The sequence below is a fragment of the Telluria sp. PB2R4 genome (assembly GCF_059685695.1).
Window position 1 is genome coordinate 42,043 of sequence record NZ_JCASIC010000010.1, and the last position, 25,104, is coordinate 67,146.

The 25,104-nt window shown below is 62.6% G+C and carries 21 protein-coding genes and 1 tRNA gene; 13 read left to right on the forward strand and 9 right to left on the reverse strand.

Annotated features, from left to right (window positions below; translation table 11 throughout):
• Positions 1–18 precede the first annotated feature (18 nt).
• The 5 genes from AC56LU_RS16720 (at position 19) to AC56LU_RS16740 (ending at position 3,903) form a co-directional block, all read left to right on the forward strand.
• The gene (locus AC56LU_RS16720; RefSeq protein WP_497176742.1) at positions 19–1,737 is read left to right on the forward strand and encodes a methyl-accepting chemotaxis protein; all 1,719 of its coding nucleotides are present in this window, start codon (positions 19–21) and stop codon (positions 1,735–1,737) included.
• A 75-nt stretch (positions 1,738–1,812) separates the two neighbouring features.
• Complete coding sequence (locus tag AC56LU_RS16725) at positions 1,813–2,298, forward strand: acyl-CoA thioesterase (protein ID WP_497176743.1); 486 nt, start codon at positions 1,813–1,815, stop codon at positions 2,296–2,298.
• 67 nt (positions 2,299–2,365) lie between these two features.
• Complete coding sequence (locus AC56LU_RS16730) at positions 2,366–2,929, forward strand: lipocalin family protein (RefSeq protein ID WP_497176744.1); 564 nt, start codon at positions 2,366–2,368, stop codon at positions 2,927–2,929.
• A gap of 81 nt (positions 2,930–3,010) precedes the next feature.
• Positions 3,011–3,086 (forward strand) — tRNA-Phe (locus AC56LU_RS16735).
• Between the two features lie 373 nt (positions 3,087–3,459).
• Positions 3,460–3,903, forward strand: coding sequence for a nuclear transport factor 2 family protein (locus AC56LU_RS16740; RefSeq protein WP_497176745.1), 444 nt, complete (start codon positions 3,460–3,462; stop codon positions 3,901–3,903).
• Positions 3,904–4,038: 135 nt separating this feature from the next.
• On the opposite strand, the gene AC56LU_RS16745 is transcribed toward AC56LU_RS16740, so the two are convergent.
• The gene (locus tag AC56LU_RS16745) at positions 4,039–6,978 is read right to left on the reverse strand and encodes a TonB-dependent receptor (protein WP_497176746.1); all 2,940 of its coding nucleotides are present in this window, start codon (positions 6,976–6,978) and stop codon (positions 4,039–4,041) included.
• 243 nt (positions 6,979–7,221) lie between these two features.
• On the opposite strand from AC56LU_RS16745, the gene AC56LU_RS16750 reads away from it, so the two are divergent.
• On the forward strand, positions 7,222–7,671 hold the full coding sequence (locus tag AC56LU_RS16750) for a nuclear transport factor 2 family protein (RefSeq protein WP_497176747.1): 450 nt from the start codon (positions 7,222–7,224) through the stop codon (positions 7,669–7,671).
• 362 nt (positions 7,672–8,033) lie between these two features.
• Here AC56LU_RS16750 and AC56LU_RS16755 read toward each other — a convergent pair whose 3' ends face one another.
• Entirely contained in the window at positions 8,034–8,132 is a 99-nt protein-coding gene (locus AC56LU_RS16755; RefSeq protein WP_497176877.1) for a PEP-CTERM sorting domain-containing protein, read from the reverse strand.
• A 290-nt stretch (positions 8,133–8,422) separates the two neighbouring features.
• Between AC56LU_RS16755 and AC56LU_RS16760 the strand changes: the two genes are divergently transcribed.
• Complete coding sequence (locus AC56LU_RS16760) at positions 8,423–9,769, forward strand: sensor domain-containing protein (RefSeq protein WP_497176748.1); 1,347 nt, start codon at positions 8,423–8,425, stop codon at positions 9,767–9,769.
• A 393-nt stretch (positions 9,770–10,162) separates the two neighbouring features.
• Here AC56LU_RS16760 and AC56LU_RS16765 read toward each other — a convergent pair whose 3' ends face one another.
• A complete protein-coding gene (locus tag AC56LU_RS16765; protein ID WP_497176749.1) occupies positions 10,163–10,561 on the reverse strand; it encodes an FxsA family protein in 399 nt (132 codons plus the stop codon).
• A 359-nt stretch (positions 10,562–10,920) separates the two neighbouring features.
• Here AC56LU_RS16765 and AC56LU_RS16770 point away from each other — a divergent pair, with 359 nt between their 5' ends.
• The gene (locus tag AC56LU_RS16770; protein ID WP_497176750.1) at positions 10,921–12,030 is read left to right on the forward strand and encodes a GGDEF domain-containing protein; all 1,110 of its coding nucleotides are present in this window, start codon (positions 10,921–10,923) and stop codon (positions 12,028–12,030) included.
• 89 nt (positions 12,031–12,119) lie between these two features.
• Positions 12,120–12,932: a PEP-CTERM sorting domain-containing protein gene (locus tag AC56LU_RS16775; protein WP_497176751.1), complete on the forward strand. Its 813-nt coding sequence runs from the start codon at positions 12,120–12,122 to the stop codon at positions 12,930–12,932.
• On the opposite strand, the gene AC56LU_RS16780 is transcribed toward AC56LU_RS16775, so the two are convergent.
• The 3 genes from AC56LU_RS16780 to AC56LU_RS16790 are packed head-to-tail and all read right to left on the reverse strand — an operon-like array spanning position 12,929 to position 15,542.
• Positions 12,929–13,747, reverse strand: a complete 819-nt coding sequence (locus AC56LU_RS16780; RefSeq protein WP_497176752.1) for a hypothetical protein — start codon at positions 13,745–13,747, stop codon at positions 12,929–12,931. The genes AC56LU_RS16775 and AC56LU_RS16780 overlap by 4 nt on opposite strands.
• A gap of 37 nt (positions 13,748–13,784) precedes the next feature.
• The gene (locus AC56LU_RS16785) at positions 13,785–14,372 is read right to left on the reverse strand and encodes a TerD family protein (protein ID WP_497176753.1); all 588 of its coding nucleotides are present in this window, start codon (positions 14,370–14,372) and stop codon (positions 13,785–13,787) included.
• Positions 14,373–14,411: 39 nt separating this feature from the next.
• Positions 14,412–15,542 (reverse strand): toxic anion resistance protein, encoded by a 1,131-nt coding sequence (locus AC56LU_RS16790; RefSeq protein WP_497176754.1) that lies wholly within the window; start codon positions 15,540–15,542, stop codon positions 14,412–14,414.
• Between the two features lie 292 nt (positions 15,543–15,834).
• Here AC56LU_RS16790 and gdhA point away from each other — a divergent pair, with 292 nt between their 5' ends.
• Entirely contained in the window at positions 15,835–17,178 is a 1,344-nt protein-coding gene (gene gdhA, locus AC56LU_RS16795; RefSeq protein ID WP_497176755.1) for an NADP-specific glutamate dehydrogenase, read from the forward strand.
• A gap of 43 nt (positions 17,179–17,221) precedes the next feature.
• Here the strand turns inward: gdhA and AC56LU_RS16800 are convergent, their stop codons facing one another.
• Positions 17,222–20,425, reverse strand: a complete 3,204-nt coding sequence (locus AC56LU_RS16800; RefSeq protein ID WP_497176756.1) for a DUF3427 domain-containing protein — start codon at positions 20,423–20,425, stop codon at positions 17,222–17,224.
• Positions 20,426–20,766: 341 nt separating this feature from the next.
• Between AC56LU_RS16800 and AC56LU_RS16805 the strand changes: the two genes are divergently transcribed.
• The 3 genes from AC56LU_RS16805 to AC56LU_RS16815 are packed head-to-tail and all read left to right on the forward strand — an operon-like array spanning position 20,767 to position 23,766.
• Positions 20,767–21,537, forward strand: coding sequence for an aldolase/citrate lyase family protein (locus AC56LU_RS16805; protein WP_497176757.1), 771 nt, complete (start codon positions 20,767–20,769; stop codon positions 21,535–21,537).
• Positions 21,476–22,471 (forward strand): 2-hydroxy-3-oxopropionate reductase, encoded by a 996-nt coding sequence (gene glxR / locus AC56LU_RS16810; RefSeq protein ID WP_497176758.1) that lies wholly within the window; start codon positions 21,476–21,478, stop codon positions 22,469–22,471. Before AC56LU_RS16805 ends, glxR begins: the two co-directional genes overlap by 62 nt.
• Positions 22,468–23,766, forward strand: a complete 1,299-nt coding sequence (locus AC56LU_RS16815; protein ID WP_497176759.1) for a glycerate kinase type-2 family protein — start codon at positions 22,468–22,470, stop codon at positions 23,764–23,766. Before glxR ends, AC56LU_RS16815 begins: the two co-directional genes overlap by 4 nt.
• Here AC56LU_RS16815 and AC56LU_RS16820 read toward each other — a convergent pair.
• The gene (locus AC56LU_RS16820) at positions 23,753–23,962 is read right to left on the reverse strand and encodes a hypervirulence associated TUDOR domain-containing protein (RefSeq protein WP_497176760.1); all 210 of its coding nucleotides are present in this window, start codon (positions 23,960–23,962) and stop codon (positions 23,753–23,755) included. The two genes, AC56LU_RS16815 and AC56LU_RS16820, sit on opposite strands and share 14 nt — an antisense overlap.
• Positions 23,963–24,029: 67 nt before the next feature.
• Positions 24,030–25,004: a MerR family transcriptional regulator gene (locus AC56LU_RS16825; RefSeq protein WP_497176761.1), complete on the reverse strand. Its 975-nt coding sequence runs from the start codon at positions 25,002–25,004 to the stop codon at positions 24,030–24,032.
• Positions 25,005–25,104 lie beyond the last annotated feature (100 nt).

Genomic DNA, 25,104 nt, shown 5'->3' on the forward strand with positions numbered 1-25,104 from the left:
GCCGAAGTGTTCAACGCCATGTCCAGTGTCCGTGCCCAACTACGCGTCGCTTTCGCGTTCGTTATCGTGATTTCCTTCCTGGCGACCGCGGTCGCCATCTGGCGACTGCAGGTCATTTCCTGGGAAACCAAGGCGCTCACCCAGCGTCCGCTCGCCAAGGAGCGGCTGGCCTCGCAGTGGCTGCTCAATACCTCGGTGTCGGCCAAGCGCACCGCCGCGGTCGCGCGCTCGCTGGATCCCGAACTGGCCAAGGCCTTCGCGGCCGAAAGCACGGAATCGAGCCAGCGCACCAGCGTATTGCAGAACAAGGTCGGCGAACTGCTCGACACGCCCGAAGAACAGGCGCTGTTCGCCGCCATCGGCGAGGCGCGCGGGCGCTACATCGACACCCGCGACCGGGTGATGGGCATGAAGGCCGGGGGCCAGTCGGCCGAGGCGGCGGCCCTGTACGAGCGCGAATTCGTGCCGGCCACCCAGCTCTACCTGGACAAGGTGTCCGCACTGCAAGTGCTACAGCACCAGTCGATCGACGCCGGCGCGAAAGCGGTACTCGAGGGCGCCCGCGACAGCACCGGCATGCTGGTGACGCTATGCCTGTTGAGCCTTGCCGGCAGCATCGGCGCCTCGATGCTGTTTGCGCGCGCGCTGTTCCGGCGCCTGGGCGGCGAGCCGGCCGAGGCGGCCCGCGTGGCCGGCGAGATCGCCGCCGGCAACCTCGATGTGCAGGTCGCGCTGCGGCCGGGCGACCAGGGCAGCCTGCTGCACGCATTGCAGCGCATGCGCGACAGCCTGGCGCAGATCGTCGGCCAGGTCCGCGACGGCACCGCCACCATCGGCGCCTCGGTGGAAGCAATGGCGAGCGAAGCGCAGGAGCTGTCGCGCCGTACCGAGAGCCAGGCTGCCGCACTGGAACAGACCGCGTCCTCGATGAACCAGCTGGCGCACGCGGTCCAGCACAGCGCCGCCAGCGCCGAGGAAGCGAATGGGCTGGCGCTGACCGCGTCGACGGTGGCGCAGCAGGGTGGCGCCATGGTCGGGCAACTAGTGGATACCATGGGCTCGATCAATGCCTCCTCGGCGCGCATCGTCGACATCACCGGGGTCATCGACGGCATCGCCTTCCAGACCAATATCCTGGCCTTGAACGCGGCGGTGGAGGCGGCGCGCGCCGGCGAACAGGGGCGCGGCTTCGCGGTGGTGGCCGGCGAGGTGCGCAGCCTGGCCCAGCGTTCGGCGGCGGCGGCCAAAGAAATCAAGGAGCTGATCGACGATTCGACCCGCCGCGTCTCGCAGGGCGCCGACCTGGCCGGCCGCGCCGGCACCACCATGAACGGCATCGTCGAGAGCATCGGCCGGGTGACCGCGATCATGGGCGAGATCGTCGACTCGAGCAAGGACCAGGCCTGCGGCATCCAGCAGGTGCACCGCGCCGTGGCGGACATGGACAGCGTGACCCAGCAGAACGCCACCCTGGTGGAGGAATCGGCCGCCGCGACCGAATCGATGAAGGAACAGGCGGCGCGCCTGGCCCAGCTGGTGGCGGTCTTCAAGCTGGCTGGCCGCCCGGCGCGTACGGCGCGTATGGCGCCAGGCAAGGCCGGAACACGGGAGCTCACACCGCACAAGACCGCAGCGCGCAAGGAGAATGCGCCTGCAGAGGCACCACGCATTGCCAAGGCGCCGCCGCCTGCGCCTGCCAGACGGAAGGCCGCCGAGGAGGAGTGGGAGGAATTCTGACCGTCGCGCCGGCTGGCATTGCCGGCCCGGCAATTCTGAAGCACCATACACTATCTTAACCAAGTCGAGCCTTGCATGAACCTGCCTTCCCATCAACTGTCGATGACCGTCCTGATGACCCCGGACACGGCGAACTTTTCCGGTAACGTCCACGGCGGCACCATCCTCAAACTGCTCGACCAGGTGGCCTATGCCTGCGCCAGCCGTTATGCCGGCCGCTATGTAGTGACCATGAGCGTCGACCAGGTCACCTTCCGCCAGCCGATCCACGTCGGCGAACTGGTGACCTTCCTGGCCTCGGTGAACTATGCGGGCCGCAGCTCGATGGAAATCGGGATCAAGGTGATCGCCGAAGACATCCGCTCGCAGGTGGTGCGCCACGTGAACAGCTGCTTCTTCACCATGGTGGCGGTGGACGACGACCGCAAGCCGGTCGCGGTGCCGCCGCTGCAGCCCGCGTCGCCGGAAGAGGAACGCCGCTTCGAGGAAGCCAAGGGCCGCAAGGCCGCCCGCCTGGAACTCGAGCGCCGGCACGCCGAACGCGCCAGCTTGCGCGCCTGATTCCTGCCGTGCGTCGGGCTGTGGCGAGCGCGGCTACCATCGAAGCTCGTCCATTCACGGAGCACGCATGAAGACCGCCCTGCTTGCAGCCCTGCTGCCCTTGCTGCTATCCACGGCCCCGTCGCAGGCCGCCGGCCAGGCGGCGGACGGCGCCAAACCGCTCGTCACCATCCCCTCGCTCGACGTCAAGCGCTACGTGGGAACCTGGTACGAAATCGCGAAGTTCCCCAATCAATTTCAGAAAAAGTGCGCAGGCTTCACCACCGCCACCTACGGATTGCGCGACGACGGCCGCGTGGACGTCGTCAACCGCTGCCGGCACGCCGACGGCAGCACCGACACCGCCGAGGGCGTAGCGCGCCAGCTGGGCGGCCCTGCCTCGCCGAAGCTCGAAGTGCGCTTTGCGCCCGCCATCGTGTCCTGGCTACCGATGGTCTGGGGCGACTACTGGGTGATCGACCTCGATCCGGACTATCAACTGGCCGCGGTCAGCGAGCCGAAGCGTGAATACCTGTGGATCCTGTCGCGCACGCCGAAAGTCGAGCCGGCCGCCTACGATGCCCTGCTGGGGCGTCTGCGCGCCCAGGGCCTGGACATGAACCGGCTGGTGCCGACGAAGCAGGCCGAATGAGGCTGCCGCGCGGTTTCGTGGAAGCAGGTTTCGCGGAAGCACTACCGCTGAGCCGAGCCTTGTGCTAGAATGCGAGCCCTTGGCCTGGTAGCTCAGTTGGTAGAGCAGAGGATTGAAAATCCTTGTGTCGGTGGTTCGATTCCGCCCCGGGCCACCAAGAACATGCCTCATGCAACGCCCACTCATGCAAGTGGGCGTTGTCGTTTCCGGGCTCCTGATTTTCCGGCCATATCCCGCCGTCGTTGGCAATGCGCGGCAAGAAATCCATGCTCGAGCTTTCAGAGACAGCCGCAAAAAGAGCTGCTTGACTTCCCATCTTGGGGCGCTAGGCTACATGAGAGCACCTCGGAATGCTGCTGCGCCTTTTTTCGATGCCGCCAATCCACAGCGGCGCTCCGTCCATGAACCAATACAGCGGCGCTTCCCGCTTGGGGTTTCCGCCCATGACGGTTTCTGGAGGTACTCTCGGGCCGAATCCGGCACACACTTCCGCGACTGCCATCGGATGAGGAACCTTATTGGGAGAGATCATGAACGCACAAGAGAACAAGCAACTAGTGATGGAGGGATATCGACTATTCCAGACTGGGAAAATCAGCGAATTGCTCAGTCGCTACCACGATGATGCTGAATGGATCAGTCCTGAACTGGAGTTCGTGCCATTTTCCGGCGCTTTCCATGGCAAGTCGGAGATCGCCCAGTTTTTTGCCAATCTCGATGCTTCGGTACATGCCAACCGCTTCGAGCCCACGCAGTTCATCGCGGAAAACGACAAGGTCGTGGTGACGGGTTTCGCAAGCTGGCTCGCGAAGCCGACTGGCCGCAGCTATGACAGTCCATGGGTCCATGTATTCACCGTACGCGATGGGAAGGTGGCCAGGTTCGAGAGCTATTGGGACACATTGGCGACTGCACGGGCATTCCTTCCTGAGGAATCAGGCCGCGTATCGAGCGCGGCACCGATGCACCACTAATCGCTCGGAGGATTGAAAATCCTCGTGTCGGTGGTTCGATTCCGCTCCGGGCCACCAAGAATTCCAAGCAAAAACGCCAACCCGCACCGGTTGGCGTTCTTCGTTCAAGAGAAGACTTTCCTCTTTCTCTTTCCTCTATTCCAGAGGCAAGCCGACTTTCAGGCCAAAGCGGCGCGGCTCCAGCAAGAAAACATTGGTATACGAACCGGCCGCCTGGGTAGAGGCCCAGCGTCCAGTGGTGGCATCGTTGCCGTTCAGGTTCTGCACATAAGCGCGGATGAACCAGCGTTTTCCGGGCCCGGACAGCTCTAGCTGGGCATTGACGTTGGCGTAGCCTTTAATGCGGTCGAGTGGCTTGTTGAATACGGTGGAAAATGTCTTTCCCATGTAATGCGCATCGATCCGCGGCACCAGCGTCATGCCCTTGGTCAGATGGAAGCTGTACTCGGCGCCAACCGACAGTTTGAAACGTGGCGACAGCGGCAGTTCATTCCCCCCAATATTTACCTCTGCCCCGTTGTTCACCGCATATCGGCTTCCTCCGGCCGCCCTGAGCGCATCGCAGATACTGAAGGCACCTGTGGCAGCGGTTCCGGGCAGGGCAACCGGCCCCCTCAGGCCCAGCGCTGCATTCACTGCGGTCACCAGCGCGTTGGCGCCAGCGCCGTCTCCCGCGGTCGCAGGAATGACGGCGCAGTTTGATCCAGTGCCAATGTCCTTGATGACCACGATGTCCGACCGCCCGCCGGACGGGTCGCGCGGATCGATCAGCGGCATGTCCTTCAGCCGGGTCTTGAGGAAGCTGGCCGACATATTCAGCCGGAAGCGGCTCCCGGGAACCAGGACAGACTCGAGCTCCACCCCGTGAATATTCGCATCTGCGTTGTCGTTCACGACTGTCCGGGCCAGCAGGCGGCTGATCTGCAAATCCTTGTAGCGAACCGCGAAGACATTCGCGCCGAGACTGAGCTTTCCTCCCAGGAGCGAGTTCTTGGCGCCCAGCTCGAAAGCATCCAGCACCTCCTTCCTGAATTCCGTTGCCGCCTCAAACTCCACCTGGGCAGCCGGGTTCATGCCTCCCGCCTTGTAGCCGCGCGCGTACGAGGCGTAGTACAGGCTTTCCGAGCGCGGCCGATAATCGGCCACCAGGCGGCCAGTCAAGGCATTGGACCTGGTGCGCTGGTCCGCGAATGGCTGGGCGCCCGACTGGGCAGCATCCGCATCGAAGCCCCCGGCGTAGGGAGAGTCGAATGCATCCCTGATGCCGAACGGCACCGGTACCGAGAGCAGCATGGCGCGCTGCAGCTGGCGTTTTTCGTCATGCGAATAGCGCAGACCGGCCGTCAGCTTCAGGGTCTTGCTGATGTCGTAGTAGGCCTCGCCGAACACCCCGTAGCTATCGAGCGTCAGCTCGGCGAGTTCGGCATCGTAGTACGAGGGGGCGATGAACACATTGGGGTAGGCCAGATTGCCGGCCGCGCGCTGGCCAAGGCTGGTGAGTCCTCCCAGTATTCCTCCGACATAGTCCAGGGAAAACAGGTTCACGAAATAATTATTGTCGCGAACGTAGTCGAGGTAGGTGGCACCTACCAGGAAATTCCATCGGCCATCGAGCTTGCTGTCCAGATGCGCTTCGACCGTGCGCTGGGTAAACTTGTCCCGAAAGATTTCGAATTCGGAGCCGCGCTGCGAGCAGCTGTTGACATATCCGCCGAAGATCCCGGTGTGCTGCCGGTTCGCTGTCGAAGTACACAGCCCTCCTGCAAGACCATTGGGGAACAAGGCCTGGGCCGCCGGCGTGAATGGATTAAGGCCGGCGGGGAACGCCGCTCCCGGCGCACTGGCAAGCGCCGCGAAGTTCTGCAGCCCGGCATTATTGGTCAATGCATTCGCTGCCGACAGGTTGAGGTCGGATCGCTGGTCGCTGCGGTCGCGAACATAGCCTCCCGTAACGGTCAGCGCGTAGTTCTCTCCGAATTTGTGCTCGAGCCGCAACACCAGTTGGGCGTTCTCGACCTGGTAGGATGGCGCCATGTCGGAACGTACCTCGCGCGGGTTCGTGACTGGCGCCTGGCCACCATAGTACGGGTCCGGACCATATACGCTCGACAGGCCCAGGCCGGCGATTATCGGATTACCGCCGCTTGCAATCGCAAGAAATTCGCGCGAGGCGAGCAAGCCGCCGACATTGCCATGGAAATTCGGGCTGTCGAATCCCAGGCGATCCGGCCGGCAGCCCATGATGCCCACCTCGTCTCGGGCGCACAAGTGTCTGGTGAAGCGGCTACGATTGTCGTCTTCGCGGAAGTAGGAGCCGATCAGGTCGAGGGTGGTCGATGCGCCGGACCTGATGCGCAGCGTGGCTCGCAGCGCATAAAGATCTCGTCCATCAATGCGGCTGTTGTCGAACAGATTCCTGGTGTACCCCTCGCGCTTCAGGGCAGTCCCGGCTAGCCGCAGGCCGAGGGCTTCGTTGAACGGGAGATTGAGCATACCGGTGACCCGGCGCGTATCGTAGCTGCCAGCCTCGACCTGGATGCTGCCGTGCTTCTTGTCGAAGCTCGGGCGCGCGGTGATGAAGTTGATCACCCCCGCGGTGGCATTGCGACCGTACAGCGTCCCCTGGGGTCCGCGCAGGACTTCGACACGCTGCAGGTCGAAAAATTCAGTCTCAAAAATTCGCGGCTGAAGCACCGGCATGTCGTTGACATGGATGGCGGTCGCCGGGTCGCAGGAAATGCCGACGCACAGGTCGCCCACGCCCCGGATCGTGAAGCTGGCGCCGTCGAACTGTGCCTTTGTAAAGTTTAGGTTCGGAACGCTGAATTGCAGGTCGAGCGCATTATTGATCTGGCGCGCAGCCAGGTCGCTCGCGGTCAGCGCGCTCACCGCCATCGGCACATCCCGCAGCAACTGGGACTGGCGCTGCGCCGTCACGAAAATCTGCTGCACGACCTCGTTGTCGCTGGCGGGCGTCTGGTCGGGACTGAGTGCTTGCGCCTGCGCCAAGGCAGCGTTCGCCACGATCGAAAAGACAATGCCCACGACGGCGGGACCGGGATCGGGCCCTCTCATACGCATATCGATTCCCCTTCTGCAGAACAGAAACAGGACTCCTCAAGGTAGATCGGGAACCCTTGTGCGTATGGGCAATGGTCGCATGCGAGATCCTTCCATGGCATTCAGGCATCCCGGCTTCCTAGTCTGCCATGGATACACGTCCGCACAAGCCCTTCTTCTGGACTAGCACATTCACCTTGACGAGCTGACGTCGTAGGACATACTGGAAATTCAGAATTGCAAATACAGGAGACGGCCATGAATGAGCAGAGCAATATCGAACTGACCAGGCAGGCCTACGAGGCCTACAAGCGCGGCGACACACAGCAGCTCCTCGCATTTCTGGATGACCAAGTCGAGTGGGAACTGCCAGAAACTCCCGGCGTTCCTTTCACTGGCAAGCGCCGGGGCTGCGGATCGGTCGCCGAAGTCTTCCGGATGCAGCAACAATTGTTAGAAGTGCGGGAATTTTCCGTGAACGAATTTATCGCCCAAGGAGACAAGGTCGTGGTGCTCGGCCATGGGGCGTGGACGGTGAAAGCCACCGGTCTGAATTTCGAGAGCGACTGGGTAGACATATTCACGATCAAGGACGGCCGCATCGTAGCTTTCCGGGATTTGTTGGACACGCGCGCCGCAGGCAACGCCTTCCAGTGCGATGCCATTCCCGCAGCGCTGAGCCCGGTCACCTCGCCACTGCCGCATTGAGCGCAACGGATAGGTGAGCAGCGGCTGGAAAGCGGCGGCTCATTTGTTGGCGCAAAGGATAGAAAATCCTTGTGTCGGTGGCCCGATGTCGCCCTGGGCCACCAAGAACAGTGTCGAATCGAACGCCAACCCATGCAGGTTGGTGTTTTTGTTTTTGGGGTCTGGATCCTCGTGTCGGTCTCTTTTCCTACGGCACACGGTTGCCACCTCGTCCTCCCTTTGCGCAAAAAAAGTGCCGGTCAGCCTCAGCTGAACGGCATTGAGTGCGGGTAGCGCATTATTTACGGTCTAGATGGGGCCCGAAACCTGAGACAGGCGAGAGCCCTGCCGCCTCGTTCGCCCCCAATGTGCTCGGTAATGCCCTACTCTTTCCTACGACGGCGCGAGATCAATCCGGCCAAGCCCAAGCCCAGCAACGCGATTGTTCCTGGTTCCGGCACCACTGCACCTTCGATGTCCACTGTTGCGTTAGTGCTATTCAACGTCAGGTTGCGGTCGGGGAAATTTCCGAACGTATCGACAACGATCCAGGACGCAAGACATCAGCGCCGCCGAACAATCCGAGCGCATTGGCATACGTCGATTTCGCCCCGGGTCACCAAGCATATCGTTTCCAGGACGCCAGCCCATGCTGGTTGGCTTTTTGTTTCCATAACGTGAAGTGCACGTGTCCGCTCTCCATGTGTTATTCGCACCGGGATCGGCAGTATTCACCCAAGAAAAGTTCAATGGGATATGGCAAGATGTGCCCATGGAACATAAGATCGGTGCCCCGATTGCCAGCTTGACTGACCTGCTGCTTGACGCGATCTGCATGGTTGACGCTGACGGATACTTTGTATTCGTCAGTGCCGCCAGCGAGCGCATCTTCGGCTATACCCCCCAAGAAATGATTGGCAAGCGCATGATCGATCTGGTCGCCCCCGCCGACCGCGCGCGTACGCTGGCCGCGGCGCAGGACGTCATGAACGGCCGATCCCATATCAATTTCGAGAACCGGTACCTGCGCAAGGACGGCAGCATCGTCCATATCATGTGGTCGGCCCGTTGGTCCGCGGCCGATCGGCTGCGTGTGGCGGTCGCCCGCGATGTCACGGCCCTGAAGCAAGCCCAGGCCATGCAGGCGGTGCTCTACGCCATCTCCGAGGCAGCCCATGCAAGCGATGACCTGCCAGACCTGTTCAAGCGCAGCCGCACGATCATCGGCGAGCTGCTGCCCGCCTCGGGTTTCGGCGTCGCCCTGTTCGACACGCCTGATCGGCACTTGCATTTCGCGTATTACGAGGACGACAGCGCGCCGCCCCATGCGTCCTTGCTGCGGCTGCTGTGCGAGGAAGTGGTGCAGCGCGCTGCGCCGCTGCTGCTGGAGCGCGGCACTACCGAAGTCCTGCCTGCGCCATTGCAGGCGATGGCGCACAGCCTGGAGGGAGGTGCGCTGGCGGTCCCGATGACGACTTCCCGGGGCATGGTAGGCGTCATTGCGCTGCGCGGCAGGACCGACGGCGCCTGCTGCACGGTGAGCGACCGCGACTTGCTGTCGTTCGTGGCGGACCAGCTCGCCGCCGCCATCCAGCGCAAGCGGATGCATGCACAAATACATTTTATGGCCATGCACGACGAACTGACCCGCCTGCCCAATCGGCGCCTGTTCCATGACCGGCTCGACGCCGCCCTCGCCCGCGCCCGACGCCAGCAAACGGGGCTGTCCCTGCTGTTCATCGACCTGGACCGGTTCAAGCAAGTCAACGATCAATACGGTCACGCATCCGGTGACCGCTTGCTGCAGCAAGTTGCGTCCCGCATCACTTCCTGCCTGCGCGACACCGACACGCTGGCGCGCCTGGGCGGTGACGAGTTCGTCGTCCTGCTGGAAAGTATCGCCCTACCCTCGGACGCGGTGCTGGTCATGGAAAAGATCCATCTGGCAATGGCGCTGCCAGTCGACCTTGGCGAAGGCCGCCAACTGCAGGTATCCGTCAGCGTCGGCATCGCGCAATATCCTGAACATGGCGACAATCGGCAGAACCTCATGTCGCACGCGGATCAGGCGATGTATGCCGCCAAGGCGCTCACGGCAGGTCATCGCGCAGCGGATTGAACATCCTGCATCGGTGCTTCGATTCCGCCCGGGCCGCCAGGAATGTCAGATCGTTCCCTCCCTGCCGCCGGTTTTACCTGGAATCACAAGGCTGTCCAAATCATTGTTCTCGTGTTCGAACAAGGCTGGGGAAGTCTGAAAAGCTGCCTTCCTGCGCTGGCATCCAGTCTGTTTGCATTGCTCGCCATTGCGCAGTTCGATATAGGCGGGGCAGTTCCTGTAGTCATGATCAACGCAGGGCATATGACCTCCCAATTCTGACAGTTGACGACTGTGTTGCAATAACCAGATTACACCACGCGTCAACGAATTGCCGGAATTATTGCGCCCTGGCGCTTCGCTTTAAAACGCCAACCCCTGCAGGTTGGCGTTGTTGTCCCGGCGATCGCGCCCCTACTCTTTCCTCTCTCTGAACTCACCTTCGATCACCCCGTCGTCAGCGCTGTTACGCGCGCTCCGGCCAGGGCTGAATTTGAAGACCGACGAAAACAGCCGATCGAATACGGTCCGCCTCAACCAGGGGAAGAAAAGAACAAACGCCGTGGTGAAACCTGCGAACAGTGCGGGCACGTAGTCGCCGCGCGAAAGCAGGCTCAACAAGCAGAGTGCGAGCAAGCTCACGATGAATGGGCGGCGCACAGGCCCCGGTAACAGACCGACAATGCGCGGCCTGCCGTTGCGTATCCAGGGAAACCTTGCCAACAAAGCAGCAAGCAGCAAGCCCGCCACTACCCGGCTCGTGCCGAGATGATCGGCCAACACGCCAATGACAAGGAAACCCGTGTAGGTCATCGTGCTGGCCAAGGTTGCCAGCAAGCATAAGGCAACAACGAACGTGAGCTTGGGCCTGCGGATCGCGGCCCTGACGAGAAAACCTAGGATATCTGTACTCCTGCAATGAGGTTCGGAAGACTGTCGCAAATTTTAACAGCACCCCGCTTTCCATGCGGTTTCCAGCAGTACTGCGTTGATGATGACCAGTTTTTACGATAAGCTCTCCACTTCGATTTAATTTCCCCAGGGCCACATTTAATGCTTCGCGCACAATTTCGAAGCTGCCCAGACCATCGCGCTTTGCTGGCATGAGTCTGCCTCTGCCTGTCAGTGTTACTGACCAAACTCTTGCACGTGCGACAGGTTTTTCGGAGTGCGTGCTTGCGCTGCGTCGCGCACTGACGACCACGCCTGCCGGCTGGGTGCTTACCGTCTGGTTTTGCTGGGACATCGTCCCTCGAACCTCGATTGCGCTCTGGCTGGGTACGGCGGCTGTCGTGTGGGCGGGCAGCCTGTGGGCCTTGCAGATCATCATTGGCGAAGGCTCACGCTTTGAGCGTCATCGCACGCGCATTCACTGGATCGCCGGTCTGGACGGCTTTGCCTGGGGTCTCACGGCCTGGTTTCTCATAGGCCACGACCCTATCCTGGACGCGACGCTCATGGCACTGTTGTGTGGTGTTATTGCGGTCAATGCGCAGGTATATGGAACCTATGTATCGGCGTATTATCGACAAATCGGCACGATCTGGGCGTTCTCGGTCACAGGCTTGTTGTGGCGTGTGGCCGGCGATGAGGGTGCAATGGATTATGCAGCCGGCATCAGCGTTTTCATCGTCATCATCACCTATTACACCCGCGAGATTGCCAAGCGCCTGCTTGAAGGCATCCGACTGCAGCGTGCCAATGCCCTGCTCGCCGAGCGGCTGCATGTGGCGCTGCAAAAGGTGGCACTGGACGCCGCCACCGATGCGCTGACAGGGCAAGGCAACCGCCGGGCACTGGACGAACTCCTCAAACAGCAAGCGGAGCTCTACGCGTCCAGCGGCAAATCCTTTTCCATCCTGATGCTCGACATCGACTTCTTCAAGACCATCAACGACCGATTCGGCCACATGATCGGCGACGATGTCTTGCGTGCTTTCGCCCAGCGGGTGCGCGAGTACCTGCGTCCCGGCGATGTGTGTGCGCGTTTCGGCGGTGAGGAGTTTGTCGTAGTCCTGCCCAGGACAACGCTGGAAAAAGCGCGCGAAGTGGCTGAGCGTTTACGCCTGGGTGTGGCGCAGTCTCCCCTTCTGCAGACCCCGAAGGTCGCCGTGACGGTATCCATTGGCGTCGCTACATTAGCACCTGACCAGACCGTGGTTGACCTGCTCGCCGTTGCCGACGCATCCGTGTATGCCGCCAAGAACGCAGGGCGCAACCAAGTGCATTCGCCTGTCGAAAAAATTGACGCTTCGTCAGGCACTCCCTCAGCTTTTCTATAAAAATCAATCACTTGAGATGATGGCATAAAGGTTGCTCGGCGTTCGATACCGAATATTACTTCGGCAGTCTAAAACTTCGAGGAGCTAACATGACCACAAAAAAACGTCCTGCTTTACTGTTTCGCGCAATCGCCCCGCTGATCCTGCTGGTGGCTGCCGGCGCAGCCAATGCCGCTCCGGTTTACTGGACCGACTGGACCGGTAACGACACCGACCCCGGCACCGGATTCACCGGCAACGGCAGCATCACCACCCCGACCACGACCCTCGGCGTTACCTACACCAATGCCGCGGGCGTCGGCTTCTACCAGCCCAGTGGCGGCAACGACTACTGGGGTCCACGCACGCCGGCAGGGAACTCGCCTTTCACCAGCGGCCAGGTCGACAATCCGCCTACCGGCACCGATATCATCGGGCTGACGTACGCAGGTAACCAGACGCTGAGCTTCTCGCAGACGGTCGCCAATCCGGTCTTCGCTTTCGTCAGCCTGAACGGCAACGGCTATGCCTTCCTGAACCAGGATTTCGAGATCCTCAGTTACGGCGCCGGGCTCGGCGCCGCCGAGCCCGGCAACAACAGCTGCGGCTACTGGGGCTGCGGCAGCGTGTCCAAGCAGGTGGTCGATCTTGGCGGCGGCAACGTCGAATACCGGCTGATCGGCAGTGGCGAGCCACACGGCGCCATCCGCTTTACCGGCGAATTCGACGCACTGACGTGGCGCAGCATGACAGGCGAGTACTGGAACGGCTTCACCGTCGGCGTGCAGGGCACGGCAGACGAGGTGAACCCGCCGGCCGGCGTACCGGTGCCGGCTACCTTGCTGCTGCTGGTCGCTGGTGGCGCGGGACTGGTGGCATCCCGACGGAATCCCCAGCCCGCACGCGTGGCAAGCCTTCCTTAATTACCGCCCTGCGCCTGCGCCATCTCGAGCGCAGGCAAGGTAACCGTCAGGAAGGACGACACCTGGCCGATCAGGTCGGCAGCTTGCTGGCGCACCTGCCCCATCTGCAGTATCGACAGCTCTGCCTGGCGAACCGCCTGCTGGATCAGCGTGCGGCGCTGCACGAGCGCGTCCAGCAAGGCCGCGTCCGCCGCGCCGCCGACAAGCTTCGACGCCACGGCGAGCGCTGCCCCGTGCAAGCTCAGGTTCTGCGCCGACGCTTCCATATTGCGCACGGCGGCCTCGCTGTCCGCCATCAGTTGCAGGAGCTGCGCACGGCTCGAGGTCAGCGCCGGCTTGTACTCGGCAGGCGATGCCGGACGGCGGAACAGCTTTCCGAGCACACCGCTTGGGGGCCTGGTGCTCGCGAGCGCAGCGTCCAGCAGTGCGGGCACTGCCATTTGCGCGAACTTCAGCACCAGCTCAGTAATCGGCTGGAGCAGCGCGGCCTGCTCCATCAAGGGCCCTTCCGCCCACTCCGTGACCAGCGACAGCCTGACCGGCAAGAGGCGGCGAAACAGCGCGGCCAGGCGCTGCTCGGCCTGCGCGAACAGTTCCGGGTAGTCGGCCCTGGTGCTCTCGAGGGCATCGCGTACCGCGGGATGGTCATCGCTCTCGAACAAGGCTTTCGTCACGGTTTTGGCGGTCATGCTGGACGCTGCCGGGGCCGGAGGAAGGTCGCTGAAGTCGAGCGCCTGCGGCACAGCCGGGCGCTGCACCGGATCGGGATCGGGCTCCCCGCCGAAGTCGAATGCCTTGGGCGTCTGGTGTGTCATTGGCTACTCGGTGCCGGGAGCCATCGCGCGGCGCCTCTCAGACGGTGCCGCCGAGCTTACGGATGAAGGTCGCCAGGTTCAGCTTGAAGCCGGCGCCGACGGCCTGGAAGCGCCACTCGCCATCCTTGCGGTACAGCGAGCCGAACTGCAGCGCGGTCTTGTCCGAATAGTCTTCGTCGAGGTCGTATTCGGCCAGCGTTTCGCCGGTCTCGTCGTTGTACACCTTGACGTAGGCGTCATTGACACGGCCGAAGGTCTGCTTGCGCGCCTCGGCTTCGTGAATGGTGACCACGATCGGCATTTCCACGATATCCGCCTCGACCTTGCCGAGGTCGACAGTAATGACTTCGTCGTCCCCATCCTTGTCGCCCGTGCGGTTGTCACCCGAGTGCACCACGGCGCCGTCCGGCGAGGTGGTGTGGTTGTAATAGACGAAGTGGGCGTTGCTGAGCATGACCGGGTGGCCGTCCGCATTATGCTTGCACAGGAATACCGACGAGTCGAGGTCGAAGGGCTGGCCGTCGGCCGCGTTGACCTTCCATCCGAGGCCGATACGCACGCGCTTCAAGCCCGGGGCGGTTTTTTCGAGGTTAATGCGGTGACCGGTTGCAAGCGTCGTCGACATAGACTTTCCTTCCAAGGTAAAAATGGTATGTTCGCGCGATTACACTGCGCCTGGCGACCCGTTGGCCGAAAACCGCGCAATCAGTTCGCGCTCCAGTTCCTGCAGTTTCGGCAGTTCGTCCTTGCGGCGCTGCTGCCCTTCGTTCGAGATTTGCTCGAGCTTGTCGAAAGCGGTGATCAGCTGCGTCTGCACGTGCTGGGCGGTTTCCAGGCTGACCAGGGAGCGCTGCTTGGCGCGGGCCACGGTCTCGGTATTCTCCAGCAACATGTCGGCCTGGGCGCGGAAGGCCGCGTCGGTGGCGTCGTAGGCCGCATTGGCGACCGCCGCGCTCTGCTTGGCCTCCAGTTGCAGCAGGTAGAGCGAGAACACGTTGCGCCAGGCCGGAATCGAGACGTTGACGATATCGGTAAACGTATCCGTCAGCGCGCGTGCATTGTCTTGCGACAGGCGGATTTGCGGCACCATCTGGGTGGCCATCAGCATGGCGCGCTTCAGGTCGTCGATGCGTTTTTCGAGACGCTCGAGACGGCGCTTGAGCTCGGTCGCCTGCTGCGCCTCGAAGGCATTGGCCGCCGCCCCCTGTTGCGCGACCGCCTGGCGCAGCTTGTCCGCCCAGGCCTCGCCCTTCTTCACGTCGGCATCCAGGCCCTGGTAGTACAGTTCCAGGCCCTTGTACATCTCGTCGAAATCCTGGATGCGTCCCCGGTGCACGTTGGCATGGCGCGTCATTTCGGTGACCAGGGTGTCCATGCGCGATTCGACCACCTGGTACTGCGACAGCATCTTTTCCTTGACCGACCCGAACATGTTCGTGACCCGCGACAGCAGGCCGCCCGAGCGGAGCTTGGCCGGGTCCAGGCCCTTGGAAGTGGCAATCAGTTCGTTCAGCTGCGTGCCGAACACGTCCGCATCCGACGCCCGCACGGTGCCGAGCAGCTTGGCCGACACCTTCGCCACGCCGGCGCCGGTGGAACTGCCCAGGGCTTCGATGGCCTTGTCGTCGATACCGGAGATGTCGACCCGCACCAGCGGGGCCGCGCTCGCCTCCGGACGCGCTGCCGGCAGCATGTCCGGCGTCGGGGCGGGATTCAGCAAGGGCGGAAACGCCGGCGTTGCAGGGGCCGTGGATGCTGCGTTCGCTTCGTCGTCGGAGGAGAACAGCGGTTTCATAAGAATCCTTCAGGGTGGAAGTGACAACATGAATAGCTTACCACTGGAAAAACCATCTGAGCCAGTATCCGCTCACCACCGGTGCTTCTGCTAACATCGTTCTTAGAAAACAATTCAATCGAGACGCCAACCCATGAGCTTGGCGTTTCTGTCTTCGGGTAGCAATTCCACCCTTTCAATACGGCGACGCCGATCCCACAAGGTGACGCCCGCCCTGCTCCCCATTGGCGTCGACAACCGGCGTTGTGGCGAGTTGCCGGAATCTCGACATTCTTCGATTTTAGGATTCACCATGAAATACCAATCTGTACATGCGTTCTTGCAGCACGTTGCCGACCGCAATCCCGGCCAGGGTGAATTTTTGCAGGCGGTCACCGAAGTCATGGAAAGCCTGTGGCCGTTCATCGAACAGCACCCCAGGTATGCCGAGCAGGGCCTGCTCGACCGCCTCGTCGAGCCCGAGCGCGTGGTGATGTTCCGCGTCTCGTGGGTGGACGACAGCGGACAGGTCCAGGTCAATCGCGGCTACCGGATCCAGCATAGTATGGCGATCGGCCCCTATAAAGGTGGCTTGCGCTTCCACCCCTCCGTTACCTTGTCGGTGCTGAAATTTCTCGCCTTCGAACAAACGTTCAAGAATGCACTGACCACCCTGCCCATGGGTGGAGGCAAGGGCGGCTCCGACTTCGACCCGAAGGGCAGGAGTCCGGGCGAGGTCATGCGCTTCTGCCAGGCTTTTGTTAGTGAGCTGTTCCGTCATGTCGGTTCCGACACCGACGTTCCGGCAGGCGACATCGGCGTCGGCGCGCGCGAAGTCGGCTACATGGCCGGCATGATGAAAAAGCTCAGCAATCGGGCCGATTGCGTGTTTACCGGCAAGGGCCTGAGCTTCGGCGGTTCCCTGATGCGGCCGGAAGCCACCGGCTACGGTACCGTGTACTTTGCCGAAGAAATGCTGCGGACGCGCGGCCGTTCGTTCGAGGGCCTGCGTGTGAGCGTGTCCGGCTCGGGCAATGTGGCGCAGTATGCCGTGCAAAAGGCGATGTCCCTGGGCGCCAGGGTGGTCACGGTGTCCGATTCGAGCGGCACGGTGATCGATACCGAGGGATTCACGGCCGAGAAGCTGGCCATCCTGATGGAGGTGAAGAACCACCTGTATGGGCGCGTCAGCGACTACGCCGAACGCACCGGCAGCCGCTTCGAAGCCGGCGTGCGCCCGTGGCACGTGCCGGTCGACGTGGCGCTGCCATGCGCCACCCAGAACGAGCTGGACGCCGACGACGCCGTCCTCCTGATCCGCAACGGCGTGCTGTGCGTGGCCGAAGGAGCCAACATGCCTTCGACCATCGAGGCCGCGAAAGCCTTCGAGGCCGCGGGCGTGCTGTACGCTCCCGGCAAGGCCAGCAATGCCGGCGGTGTCGCCACCTCCGGCCTGGAGATGAGCCAGAATGCGGAACGCCTGTCCTGGCCAAGCGAAGAAGTCGACGCCCGCCTGTTGCAGATCATGAAGGGCATCCATTCGGCTTGCCTGAAGTACGGAACGCGCGCCGACGGCAGCATCAGTTACGTGGACGGGGCGAACATTGCCGGGTTCGTGAAAGTCGCCGATGCCATGCTGGCCCAGGGCGTGATCTGAGCGTATTTGCAGGGTGGGTCTTTTTTCGATGGCATTGTTTGCTTCAAGCCGCACGTAAAATGCTGAATTGGGCAAATGCGGCAGCCGGCAATGCTTTTTCCAATCCCCAGGTGATATTCATCGGACGAGACCCGTGCGCGCCGTTCAGAATGACGGGGCCGCAAGCCAGGTAAGCGCCATCATTGTCGCAACGTACGAATAGCTGGAACTGCCAGCCATTGCTCTGCGCTCCCACGCTTTGCAAATATCGCTGGCCGCTAACACTGTCCGGGCTACAGCTATTCTGCGTCTGCCAATGGAACAAGTCGTGGCTGAGTGCGTAGTCATGGTAAGAAATCGCATCGTGATAACCGCTGCGCTTGTCGAGCGTGACGAATAGCAGCTCGGTCTTGCGCTCCTTGAGCCTTAGAACACCCTCACCAAAGCGCGGCCGCTTCTCCGCAGTCAGGTAGCCAACCGCTGTCAGGATTTCGCTAATCCGATAATGTGCATGCAAGCAAAGCGGCACATCCTCCATGCCAGGGATTGGCGTCCCACGCGCCAGGGCATTCACTTCCAGCACCTGGGCCAATTCTGCCAATTCGCTCAGGCTGCACGGATTCTGCTGCAGACGCTTCAGAAAATCAGCCCCGCTTCCTACGCGGCTGGCAGTCCCGTCGACCTGGTAGGCCAGCATCTGCAGGCGTAGCGCACTACGCGGGTCTTCCTGCAGCTTTTCCGGGCCTGGAAGCGCCAGCGCCTGCATCAACGCAATCTGCTCCGGGTCATCGATGTGCAGCAGCGCGCTGAAGCGGCGTCCGAAGTATTCCTCTTCCGGGCCCTCGTGCCCCACCAGCAGTTCAGCAGAACGCTGGAGCGCCGTCCATCCGCTCCGGCCAGAACTGCGATACACCTCGGCCACGCTCAGCGCTTGCTCGTGCAGAAAACGGGGCAGGCTGAGATGATTGCGGCCATGCAAACTGACAAAGGTTTGCAACTCGCGAACCAGGCGACGCCAGTTTTGCTGGATGAGATTGCGCAGGCTGGCCAGCACCTGGTCGCGCGTGCGCTTTTGCAGCTGCAGGTAACAGCCTGTCGGCAGCCGGCTGAAACCATTCTCCACCCCGTCCAGCAGCTCACGCCGGCTCAGCCCCGTCAACTGACCGAGTAAATGATCGAAACGGAATTCCTTCTGGTGCTGGCCGACAAAGTCGAGGACCAGGCAGCTTTCCTTGCCCTTGAACAGTCGCAGTCCACGGCCAATCTGCTGCTGGAAAAGCACCGGGCTTTGGGTCGGCCGCAGCATCAACAAGGTATCGACCATCGGCAGGTCAACGCCTTCGTTGTAGAGATCCACCGTCACCAACACGCAGACCTCGCCACTATCTAGCTTGCGCGGAGCAGACTCGCGTTCCTCACGGCTCGATTGTCCGGTCAGGCAAATCGCCGGCAGACCGGCAGAGATAAATTGCTCTGTCATGAAACGTGCATGATCGACGCTCACACAGAACGCGATAGCCCGGCTGTCACGTGGATTGGCGCACAAGCGGTGCCATTCGTTCACGATCAGACGAGCGCGGAAATGGTTGCCCGTAAAGAGTTTATCTAATGCCCTGTGCTCATCGGCCCGATTCCATGGAACCTCACGCAGGTCGGTATCGTCATCGCAGGCAAAATACTCAAACGGCGCCAGCAATTGCAAATCGAGCGCATGCCACAGACGCATTTCTACTGCCGGACTACCGTCGGGACGGCTGTCAAAATACTTGAGAATAGGCTTGCCGTCGCTGCGTTCCGGTGTCGCGGTCAATCCCAACAAGATCTCTGGCTGGATGCGTGTCGCTACCTTGTCGAAGCTGGCGGCGGCCATACGGTGGCACTCGTCGAACACAACCGTATGCCAATAATCTTCGCCATACCGGCTGACGAGATCCTGCGTGTGCAGGCTGTCGATCGTCACGAACAGGTGATCCGGACCTTCCAGCGTGATGCCGCCCGCCAGTTGCTGTCCAAAGCTGGGATCCCGCAGCACTTCCCGATAAGTGCGTACTGCCTGCCGCAAGATCTCAACTCGATGCGCAATGAACAGCAAACGCGGGCGGCCGCCCAGTTGGGCGCAGCTACGCTGATAGTCGAATGCCGCGATCACGGTCTTGCCGGTCCCGGTGGCTGCCACTACCAGATTGCGCTTGCGGCCGTGCTCGCGTTCAGTTTGGAGCTGCTCCAGCATTTCGCGTTGGTAGTTTTTCGGCTGCAGATCGAAAAAGCTCAGTACCTGCGGCGTGCTGTCATCCTTGTAGGTGCCGCGCTCGCGTGCAATCGCCCCGTCAAGTGCGGCACGATGGCCTTCGCTGTCCGGGTGGTAGGGAACGAACTCGCTGTCGTGCCAAAGCGTTTCAAAATGCGCCTGGGCCTGCGTGTACATCTCTGCCTGTCCGCGCTCGGTAAATTTGGCCGTCCACTCCAGTCCCCCGGCCATCGCGGCCTGGGTCAGGTTGGCGCTGCCGACATACACTGTACCAAACCCGCTGTCGCGTTCGAAAATCCATGCCTTCGCATGCAGCCGCGTGCGGCGGCCGTCGAGCGATACTCGCACCTCGCAACCCGGCAGTCGCGCCAACTCATCCAGCGCCTGCGCTTCGGTGGCGCCGATATAGGTAGTGGTCAGTACCCGCAGCTTTGTCTTGGACTGCCCCTGCCCTCCCACAGCGGTAATGCTCTGCAGGATGTCACGAATCTTGCGCACGCCCGAGACCGTGATGAAACTCATCAGAATGTCCACGCGATCGCTACTGCTCAACTCGTGGCGCAACTCATTCAGCAGCGACGGCGATGATTTTGACGCGGCAAACAGCCAGGGTGTCGCCACGCCAGTATCCGGCAAGGCAGGCGCTAGCCGCTCGCGGTGGATGGATGTCAGATGTCGCGCAGGGCTGGTCAGCAGTCGGATCTTGTCAGCATGGTCGCCGTCCGGATAGCGCTGATCCATTTGTTTACGCAGGCTGGTCAGCAATCCATTGATGAGCTCAAGCTGCGCGTCAACACGTGCCTGGCGGCCGGCCTGCTCCTCATGATCGTCAAGGTCTATCGGTATGTCTTGCAGAACCTTGCCGAGTTGTTCGGATAAGGCATCGATTAGCTTCTGCGGCGCTGCCTGCGGCCCCAGAAAGCCAAGCGTCAGCTGGTCAGCACGATGATGTGCAATTTGTTCCGATAGCTCGTGCGTGAGCAGTTGGTCATAGAGACCGTCGGGCAGCAAGTTCGGCATCACGCAGTTCTTGAAATAAGATGCCGAAAGTATATCTTGCGCAATGACTTTTAAAACTGCCTACCTTCAATCTTTACGATGGCTGCACTGTTGGAAAAATAGCAGAACCCATCCAAGTATTTACGTTAAGTTGTATGACAACTTGCGAAAACATGTTATGTTTTCGATTCAATCTCTGCTTCAATAGCATCTGAAACTCGCTTACAAGCGCGCGTAAGACGACGTAGAAAGAGATTTGACTGAAGTTTAGTTGCGCATTAGGTTGTATGACGTCATATGACTTAGTCTATAATTTGCCGCATCCCACCCACCGGCCTTGAAGGCCACAACAGGAGGAAGACATGCAGGTGCCGAGCAATCATTTCAAGAACAAGCTGCGCCAGGGCGAGATGCAACTGGGCCTGTGGTCCGGCCTGTCCAGCCATGTAACCGTCGAACTGCTGGCCAACGCCGGCTTCGACTGGCTGCTGCTGGACACGGAACACTCGCCGAACGAGCTGCCGATGGTGCATTGCCAGTTACAGGCGATCGCGCGCGGCACCACCCATCCGATCGTGCGGCCGGTCTGGAACGATACTGTCAACATCAAGCGCTACCTTGACATCGGCGTGCAGACGCTCCTGATTCCTTTTGTCGAGAATGCCGAGGAAGCGCGCCAGGCGGTGGCCGCCACCCGCTATCCCCCACTGGGCGTGCGTGGCTATGCCGCAGCGGCGCGAGCCTCGGACTTTGGCCGGATCAAGGACTATCCGCAAGCATGTGAAGACCAGTTGTGCCTGCTAGTGCAGATCGAAAGTCCGGTGGCACTGGCCAACATCGAAACCATCGCCGCAGTCGACGGCGTGGACGGCCTGTTCATCGGTCCCGGCGACATGGCCGCTTCGATGGGCTTCATCGGCCAGATCGGCCACCCCGAGGTGGTGGCAGCCATCGACGACGCCATCCGCCGCATCCGTGCCTGCGGCAAACCGGCCGGCATCCTGGCCGGCGACGAACGACTGGCACGCCACTGGATCGAAGTCGGCGCCAGCTTCGTCGCCGTCGGCAGCGATGCGGGCATCCTCGCACGCGGCGCCGAACAGCTGGCTGCCAAATTCAAGAACGCCGCTTAACACCGCATCTCGCTACTATTCAATCGAAGGAGTCAACATGAGCAAAATCGGATTCATCGGCCTGGGCATCATGGGCACCCCCATGGCGGGACACCTCCTGCAAGGCGGCCATGAGCTGTTCCTGCACGATGTCAAACCGCTGCCGGAGGAACTCACCGCGAAAGGCGCGCACGCCTGCGGCTCGGGACGCGAAGTGGCGCAGCAGGCCGACATCGTCATCGTCATGGTGCCGGACACGCCGCACGTGGCGGCCGTGCTGTTCGACCAGGACGGCGTGGCCGAGGGACTCTCGGCCGGCAAGATCGTGGTCGACATGAGCTCGATCTCGCCGATCGAGACCAAGAAGTTCGCCGCACGCATCAACGCACTCGATTGCGACTATCTCGATGCGCCGGTCTCGGGCGGCGAAGTCGGAGCGCGTGCGGCCAGCCTGACCATCATGGTCGGCGGCTCGCAGGAGGCGTTCGACCGGGTCAAGCCGCTGTTCGACCTGATGGGCAAGAACATCACCCTGGTCGGCGGCAACGGCGACGGCCAGACCACCAAGGTCGCCAACCAGATCATCGTGGCGCTGAATATCGAAGCGGTCGGCGAAGCGCTGCTGTTCGCCTCGCGCATGGGGGCCGACGCCGGCAAGGTGCGCCAGGCGCTGATGGGAGGCTTCGCCGCCTCGCGCGTGCTGGAAGTGCATGGCGACCGCATGGTCAAGCGCACCTTCGATCCGGGCTTCCGCATCGAGCTGCACCAGAAAGACCTGAACCTGGCGCTGTCCAGCGCACGCGAAATGGGCCTGTCGCTGCCGAACACCGCCACCACCCAGCAGCTCTTCAGCACCTGCGCGGCCAATGGCGGCAAGGCCTGGGACCACTCGGCCCTGGTGCGCGCGCTGGAGATCATGGCCAACTTCGACATCGGCGGCACGGTGCCGCAATGAAGCCGGCCACCGCTCCGCGCGCGCTGCTGCGCGCCATGTTTGATGCGGCGGTGGCGGCCGCCCAGCCGTCACTGTGCCTGCCGCAGCACTTACCGGCGCCGCCACGCGGCCGCACCCTGGTGGTCGGCGCCGGCAAGGCGTCGGCCGAGATGGCACGCGTGCTCGAACAGCACTGGCCGGGCGAACTTACCGGCCTGGTCGTCACCCGCTACGGCTATGCGGTGCCGTGCGAGCGCATCGAGATCGTCGAGGCAGCCCATCCGGTGCCCGACAGCGCCGGCCTGGAAGCGGCCCGCCGCATGCTCGACCTGGTGGCCGGCCTGGGCCCGGACGACCTGGTGATCTGCCTGATCTCGGGCGGCGGCTCGGCGCTGCTGCCCCTGCCCGCGCCCGGGCTCGACCTGGCCGACAAGCAGCGCCTGAACGCCGCGCTGCTGGCCAGCGGCGCCAGCATCAAGGAGATGAACTGCGTCCGGCGCCACCTGTCAGGCATCAAGGGTGGCCGGCTGGCTGCCGCCTGCCACCCGGCGCGGGTGGTGAGCCTGCTGATTTCGGACGTGCCGGGCGACGATCCGGTCGATATCGCCAGCGGCCCGACCTGCGCCGACCCGAGCACCTGCGCCGATGCGCTGGCCGTGCTGGAGCGCTACCGCATCGCGGTGCCGCCGCATGTGCGCGCGGTGCTGGAAAGCGGCAGCGGCGAGTCGGTCAAGCCGGGGGACCCGCGCCTTGCCGGTCACGAGATCCGACTGGTCACCGCACCGCAGATGGCCTTGGAGGCGGCAGCCGCGGTGGCCCACGAGGCCGGGGTGCCGGCGCATATTCTCGGCGACAGCATCGAAGGCGAAGCGCGCTACGTCGGCATCGTCATGGCCGGGATCGCACGGCAGGTGGCCACGCGCGGCCAGCCGTTCGCGCCGCCCTGCATCCTGCTGTCGGGCGGCGAAACCACGGTCACGGTGCGCGGCGGCGGCCGCGGCGGACGCAATGTCGAGTTACTGCTGTCGCTCGGGGTGGCGCTCGACGGCCTTCCTGGCGTGCATGCGATCGCCTGCGACACCGACGGCGTGGATGGACAGGAGGAGATCGCCGGCGCGCTGCTGGCCCCGGACAGTTTGGCCCGCGCCTACGCGCAGGGCATCCGCGCGCGGGCCAGCCTGGCCGATAACGACGGCCACGGCTTCTTCGGGGCGCTGGGCGATGCGGTGGTATGCGGCCCGACGCTGACCAATGTGAACGACTTCCGGGCCATCTACATCGACGGCGCGGACGTCGCCAGCCTCAGGTCTTCTTGAGCGCGTCCGCCTTGTGGGCCGCCTCGGCGCCGGTCTTGTCGCTGACCACCAGGTATTCCGGGTGCTCGCGGGAGGCGGCCACGTGGTGGCCCTTGATCTCGGTGGGGGAGGTGAGTTTCTTCTTGACCGTGCCGTGCACCGTGCCTTGCGACGACTGCCATTGCACCTTGTCGCCGGCTTTGAACGTGTCTGTCATGCTGGGCTCCTTTGAACCGGGATCCGTATTGGAACACGGATCCCCGCCCTCCCACGCACGCCAGGATTCAGTCGGCCTTGCCAGGCATGGGCAGTCCTTCGGCCAGCGCCAGCTTTTCCATCGCCGCTTCCAGCACCATGCGCGCACGGCCCGAGGCCAGCTCGAGCTCGTGGTGCAGGCGCGCATCTTCCTGGTTGCGCGAGGCGCACTGTGCGCTGTAGCGTTCGAAGCTGGAGACCATCATGAGGATCTCCGACAGGTGGCGCGGGCATTCGCAGGACAGGCGGTTGCCGGCCGCCGTAATGGCCGCCAGCGCGCGGTCGTCGAAGCGGCGCGGCGCCACCTTGTCACCCGGCTCGTCAAGGACGGGCAGCCCCTGCCCCGCCAGCGCCGAACGGCACAGCAGCACCAGCTCGCCGATCTCGGCCGGCACGCGCGCCACCAGGCAACCCTGGGCGCGCAGCGTGCGGATGGTGGCGCTGCCGCAGAAGCGGTACAGCACCACGGTCGCTTGCGCACGCGCGGCGCTGCGCGCCGCCACCACCTGCGCCACCGCGGCCTCGTCGAGCTCCGAGGATTCGATCAGCAACACGTCCAACGCCTTGCCGTCCGCGACCGACGATACCTGGTCCAGCCGGGCGCAATGGCGCTGCACCTGCAGGGCACGCCCGTCGCGGCCGCTCGCGGCAATACGGCGCACCAGGCTGTCGCCGACCACCAGCACGCGCATCGGGCCGCTGACTTCGGCCGCGCGCGCCGCGTTCGGCGCCAGCATCTCTTCGAGCCGCTCGACCGGCAGCCCGGTCAGCACGCCGATCGGGTGGCCCAGGTCGACCAGCTGTTTCAGCAGGCCCAGGCGCCGCACCTGCTCGGCCGTGTACAAACGCTGCCCGTGGGCCGAGCGCTGGGTATCGGAGAGCGCATAGCGCCGTTCCCACACGCGCAGGGTTTCCACCGGCAAGCCAGCCAGACGTGCCGCGACGCCACTGCGGTAGCTCACTTCGCGCTGCGCGCCCTGCACTTCATCCATTCTGTCATTCATATGAACCGCCATTGAACCAGTTATCAAGGACACTTCTCGCTACAAATGCGAGACATCGCAAGTGTAACTCAATATCGTCAAAGATAGCTGTTCAATAGCG

Bases quoted from the DNA above. Each gene is read 5' to 3' on its own strand.
- AC56LU_RS16800 (WP_497176756.1), bottom strand. From the start codon at position 20,425: ATGCCGAACTTGCTGCCCGACGGTCTCTATGACCAACTGCTCACGCAC.
- AC56LU_RS16785 (WP_497176753.1), bottom strand. From the start codon at position 14,372: ATGTCGACGACGCTTGCAACCGGTCACCGCATTAACCTCGAAAAAACC.
- AC56LU_RS16820 (WP_497176760.1), bottom strand. From the start codon at position 23,962: ATGACAGACACGTTCAAAGCCGGCGACAAGGTGCAATGGCAGTCGTCG.
- AC56LU_RS16815 (WP_497176759.1), top strand. From the start codon at position 22,468: ATGAAGCCGGCCACCGCTCCGCGCGCGCTGCTGCGCGCCATGTTTGAT.
- glxR (WP_497176758.1), top strand. From the start codon at position 21,476: ATGCGGGCATCCTCGCACGCGGCGCCGAACAGCTGGCTGCCAAATTCA.
- AC56LU_RS16805 (WP_497176757.1), top strand. From the start codon at position 20,767: ATGCAGGTGCCGAGCAATCATTTCAAGAACAAGCTGCGCCAGGGCGAG.
- AC56LU_RS16745 (WP_497176746.1), bottom strand. From the start codon at position 6,978: ATGAGAGGGCCCGATCCCGGTCCCGCCGTCGTGGGCATTGTCTTTTCG.
- AC56LU_RS16765 (WP_497176749.1), bottom strand. From the start codon at position 10,561: ATGACCTACACGGGTTTCCTTGTCATTGGCGTGTTGGCCGATCATCTC.
- AC56LU_RS16730 (WP_497176744.1), top strand. From the start codon at position 2,366: ATGAAGACCGCCCTGCTTGCAGCCCTGCTGCCCTTGCTGCTATCCACG.
- AC56LU_RS16825 (WP_497176761.1), bottom strand. From the start codon at position 25,004: ATGAATGACAGAATGGATGAAGTGCAGGGCGCGCAGCGCGAAGTGAGC.
- gdhA (WP_497176755.1), top strand. From the start codon at position 15,835: ATGAAATACCAATCTGTACATGCGTTCTTGCAGCACGTTGCCGACCGC.
- AC56LU_RS16780 (WP_497176752.1), bottom strand. From the start codon at position 13,747: ATGACACACCAGACGCCCAAGGCATTCGACTTCGGCGGGGAGCCCGAT.
- AC56LU_RS16725 (WP_497176743.1), top strand. From the start codon at position 1,813: ATGAACCTGCCTTCCCATCAACTGTCGATGACCGTCCTGATGACCCCG.
- AC56LU_RS16775 (WP_497176751.1), top strand. From the start codon at position 12,120: ATGACCACAAAAAAACGTCCTGCTTTACTGTTTCGCGCAATCGCCCCG.
- AC56LU_RS16750 (WP_497176747.1), top strand. From the start codon at position 7,222: ATGAATGAGCAGAGCAATATCGAACTGACCAGGCAGGCCTACGAGGCC.
- AC56LU_RS16720 (WP_497176742.1), top strand. From the start codon at position 19: ATGTCCAGTGTCCGTGCCCAACTACGCGTCGCTTTCGCGTTCGTTATC.
- AC56LU_RS16740 (WP_497176745.1), top strand. From the start codon at position 3,460: ATGAACGCACAAGAGAACAAGCAACTAGTGATGGAGGGATATCGACTA.
- AC56LU_RS16760 (WP_497176748.1), top strand. From the start codon at position 8,423: ATGGAACATAAGATCGGTGCCCCGATTGCCAGCTTGACTGACCTGCTG.
- AC56LU_RS16790 (WP_497176754.1), bottom strand. From the start codon at position 15,542: ATGAAACCGCTGTTCTCCTCCGACGACGAAGCGAACGCAGCATCCACG.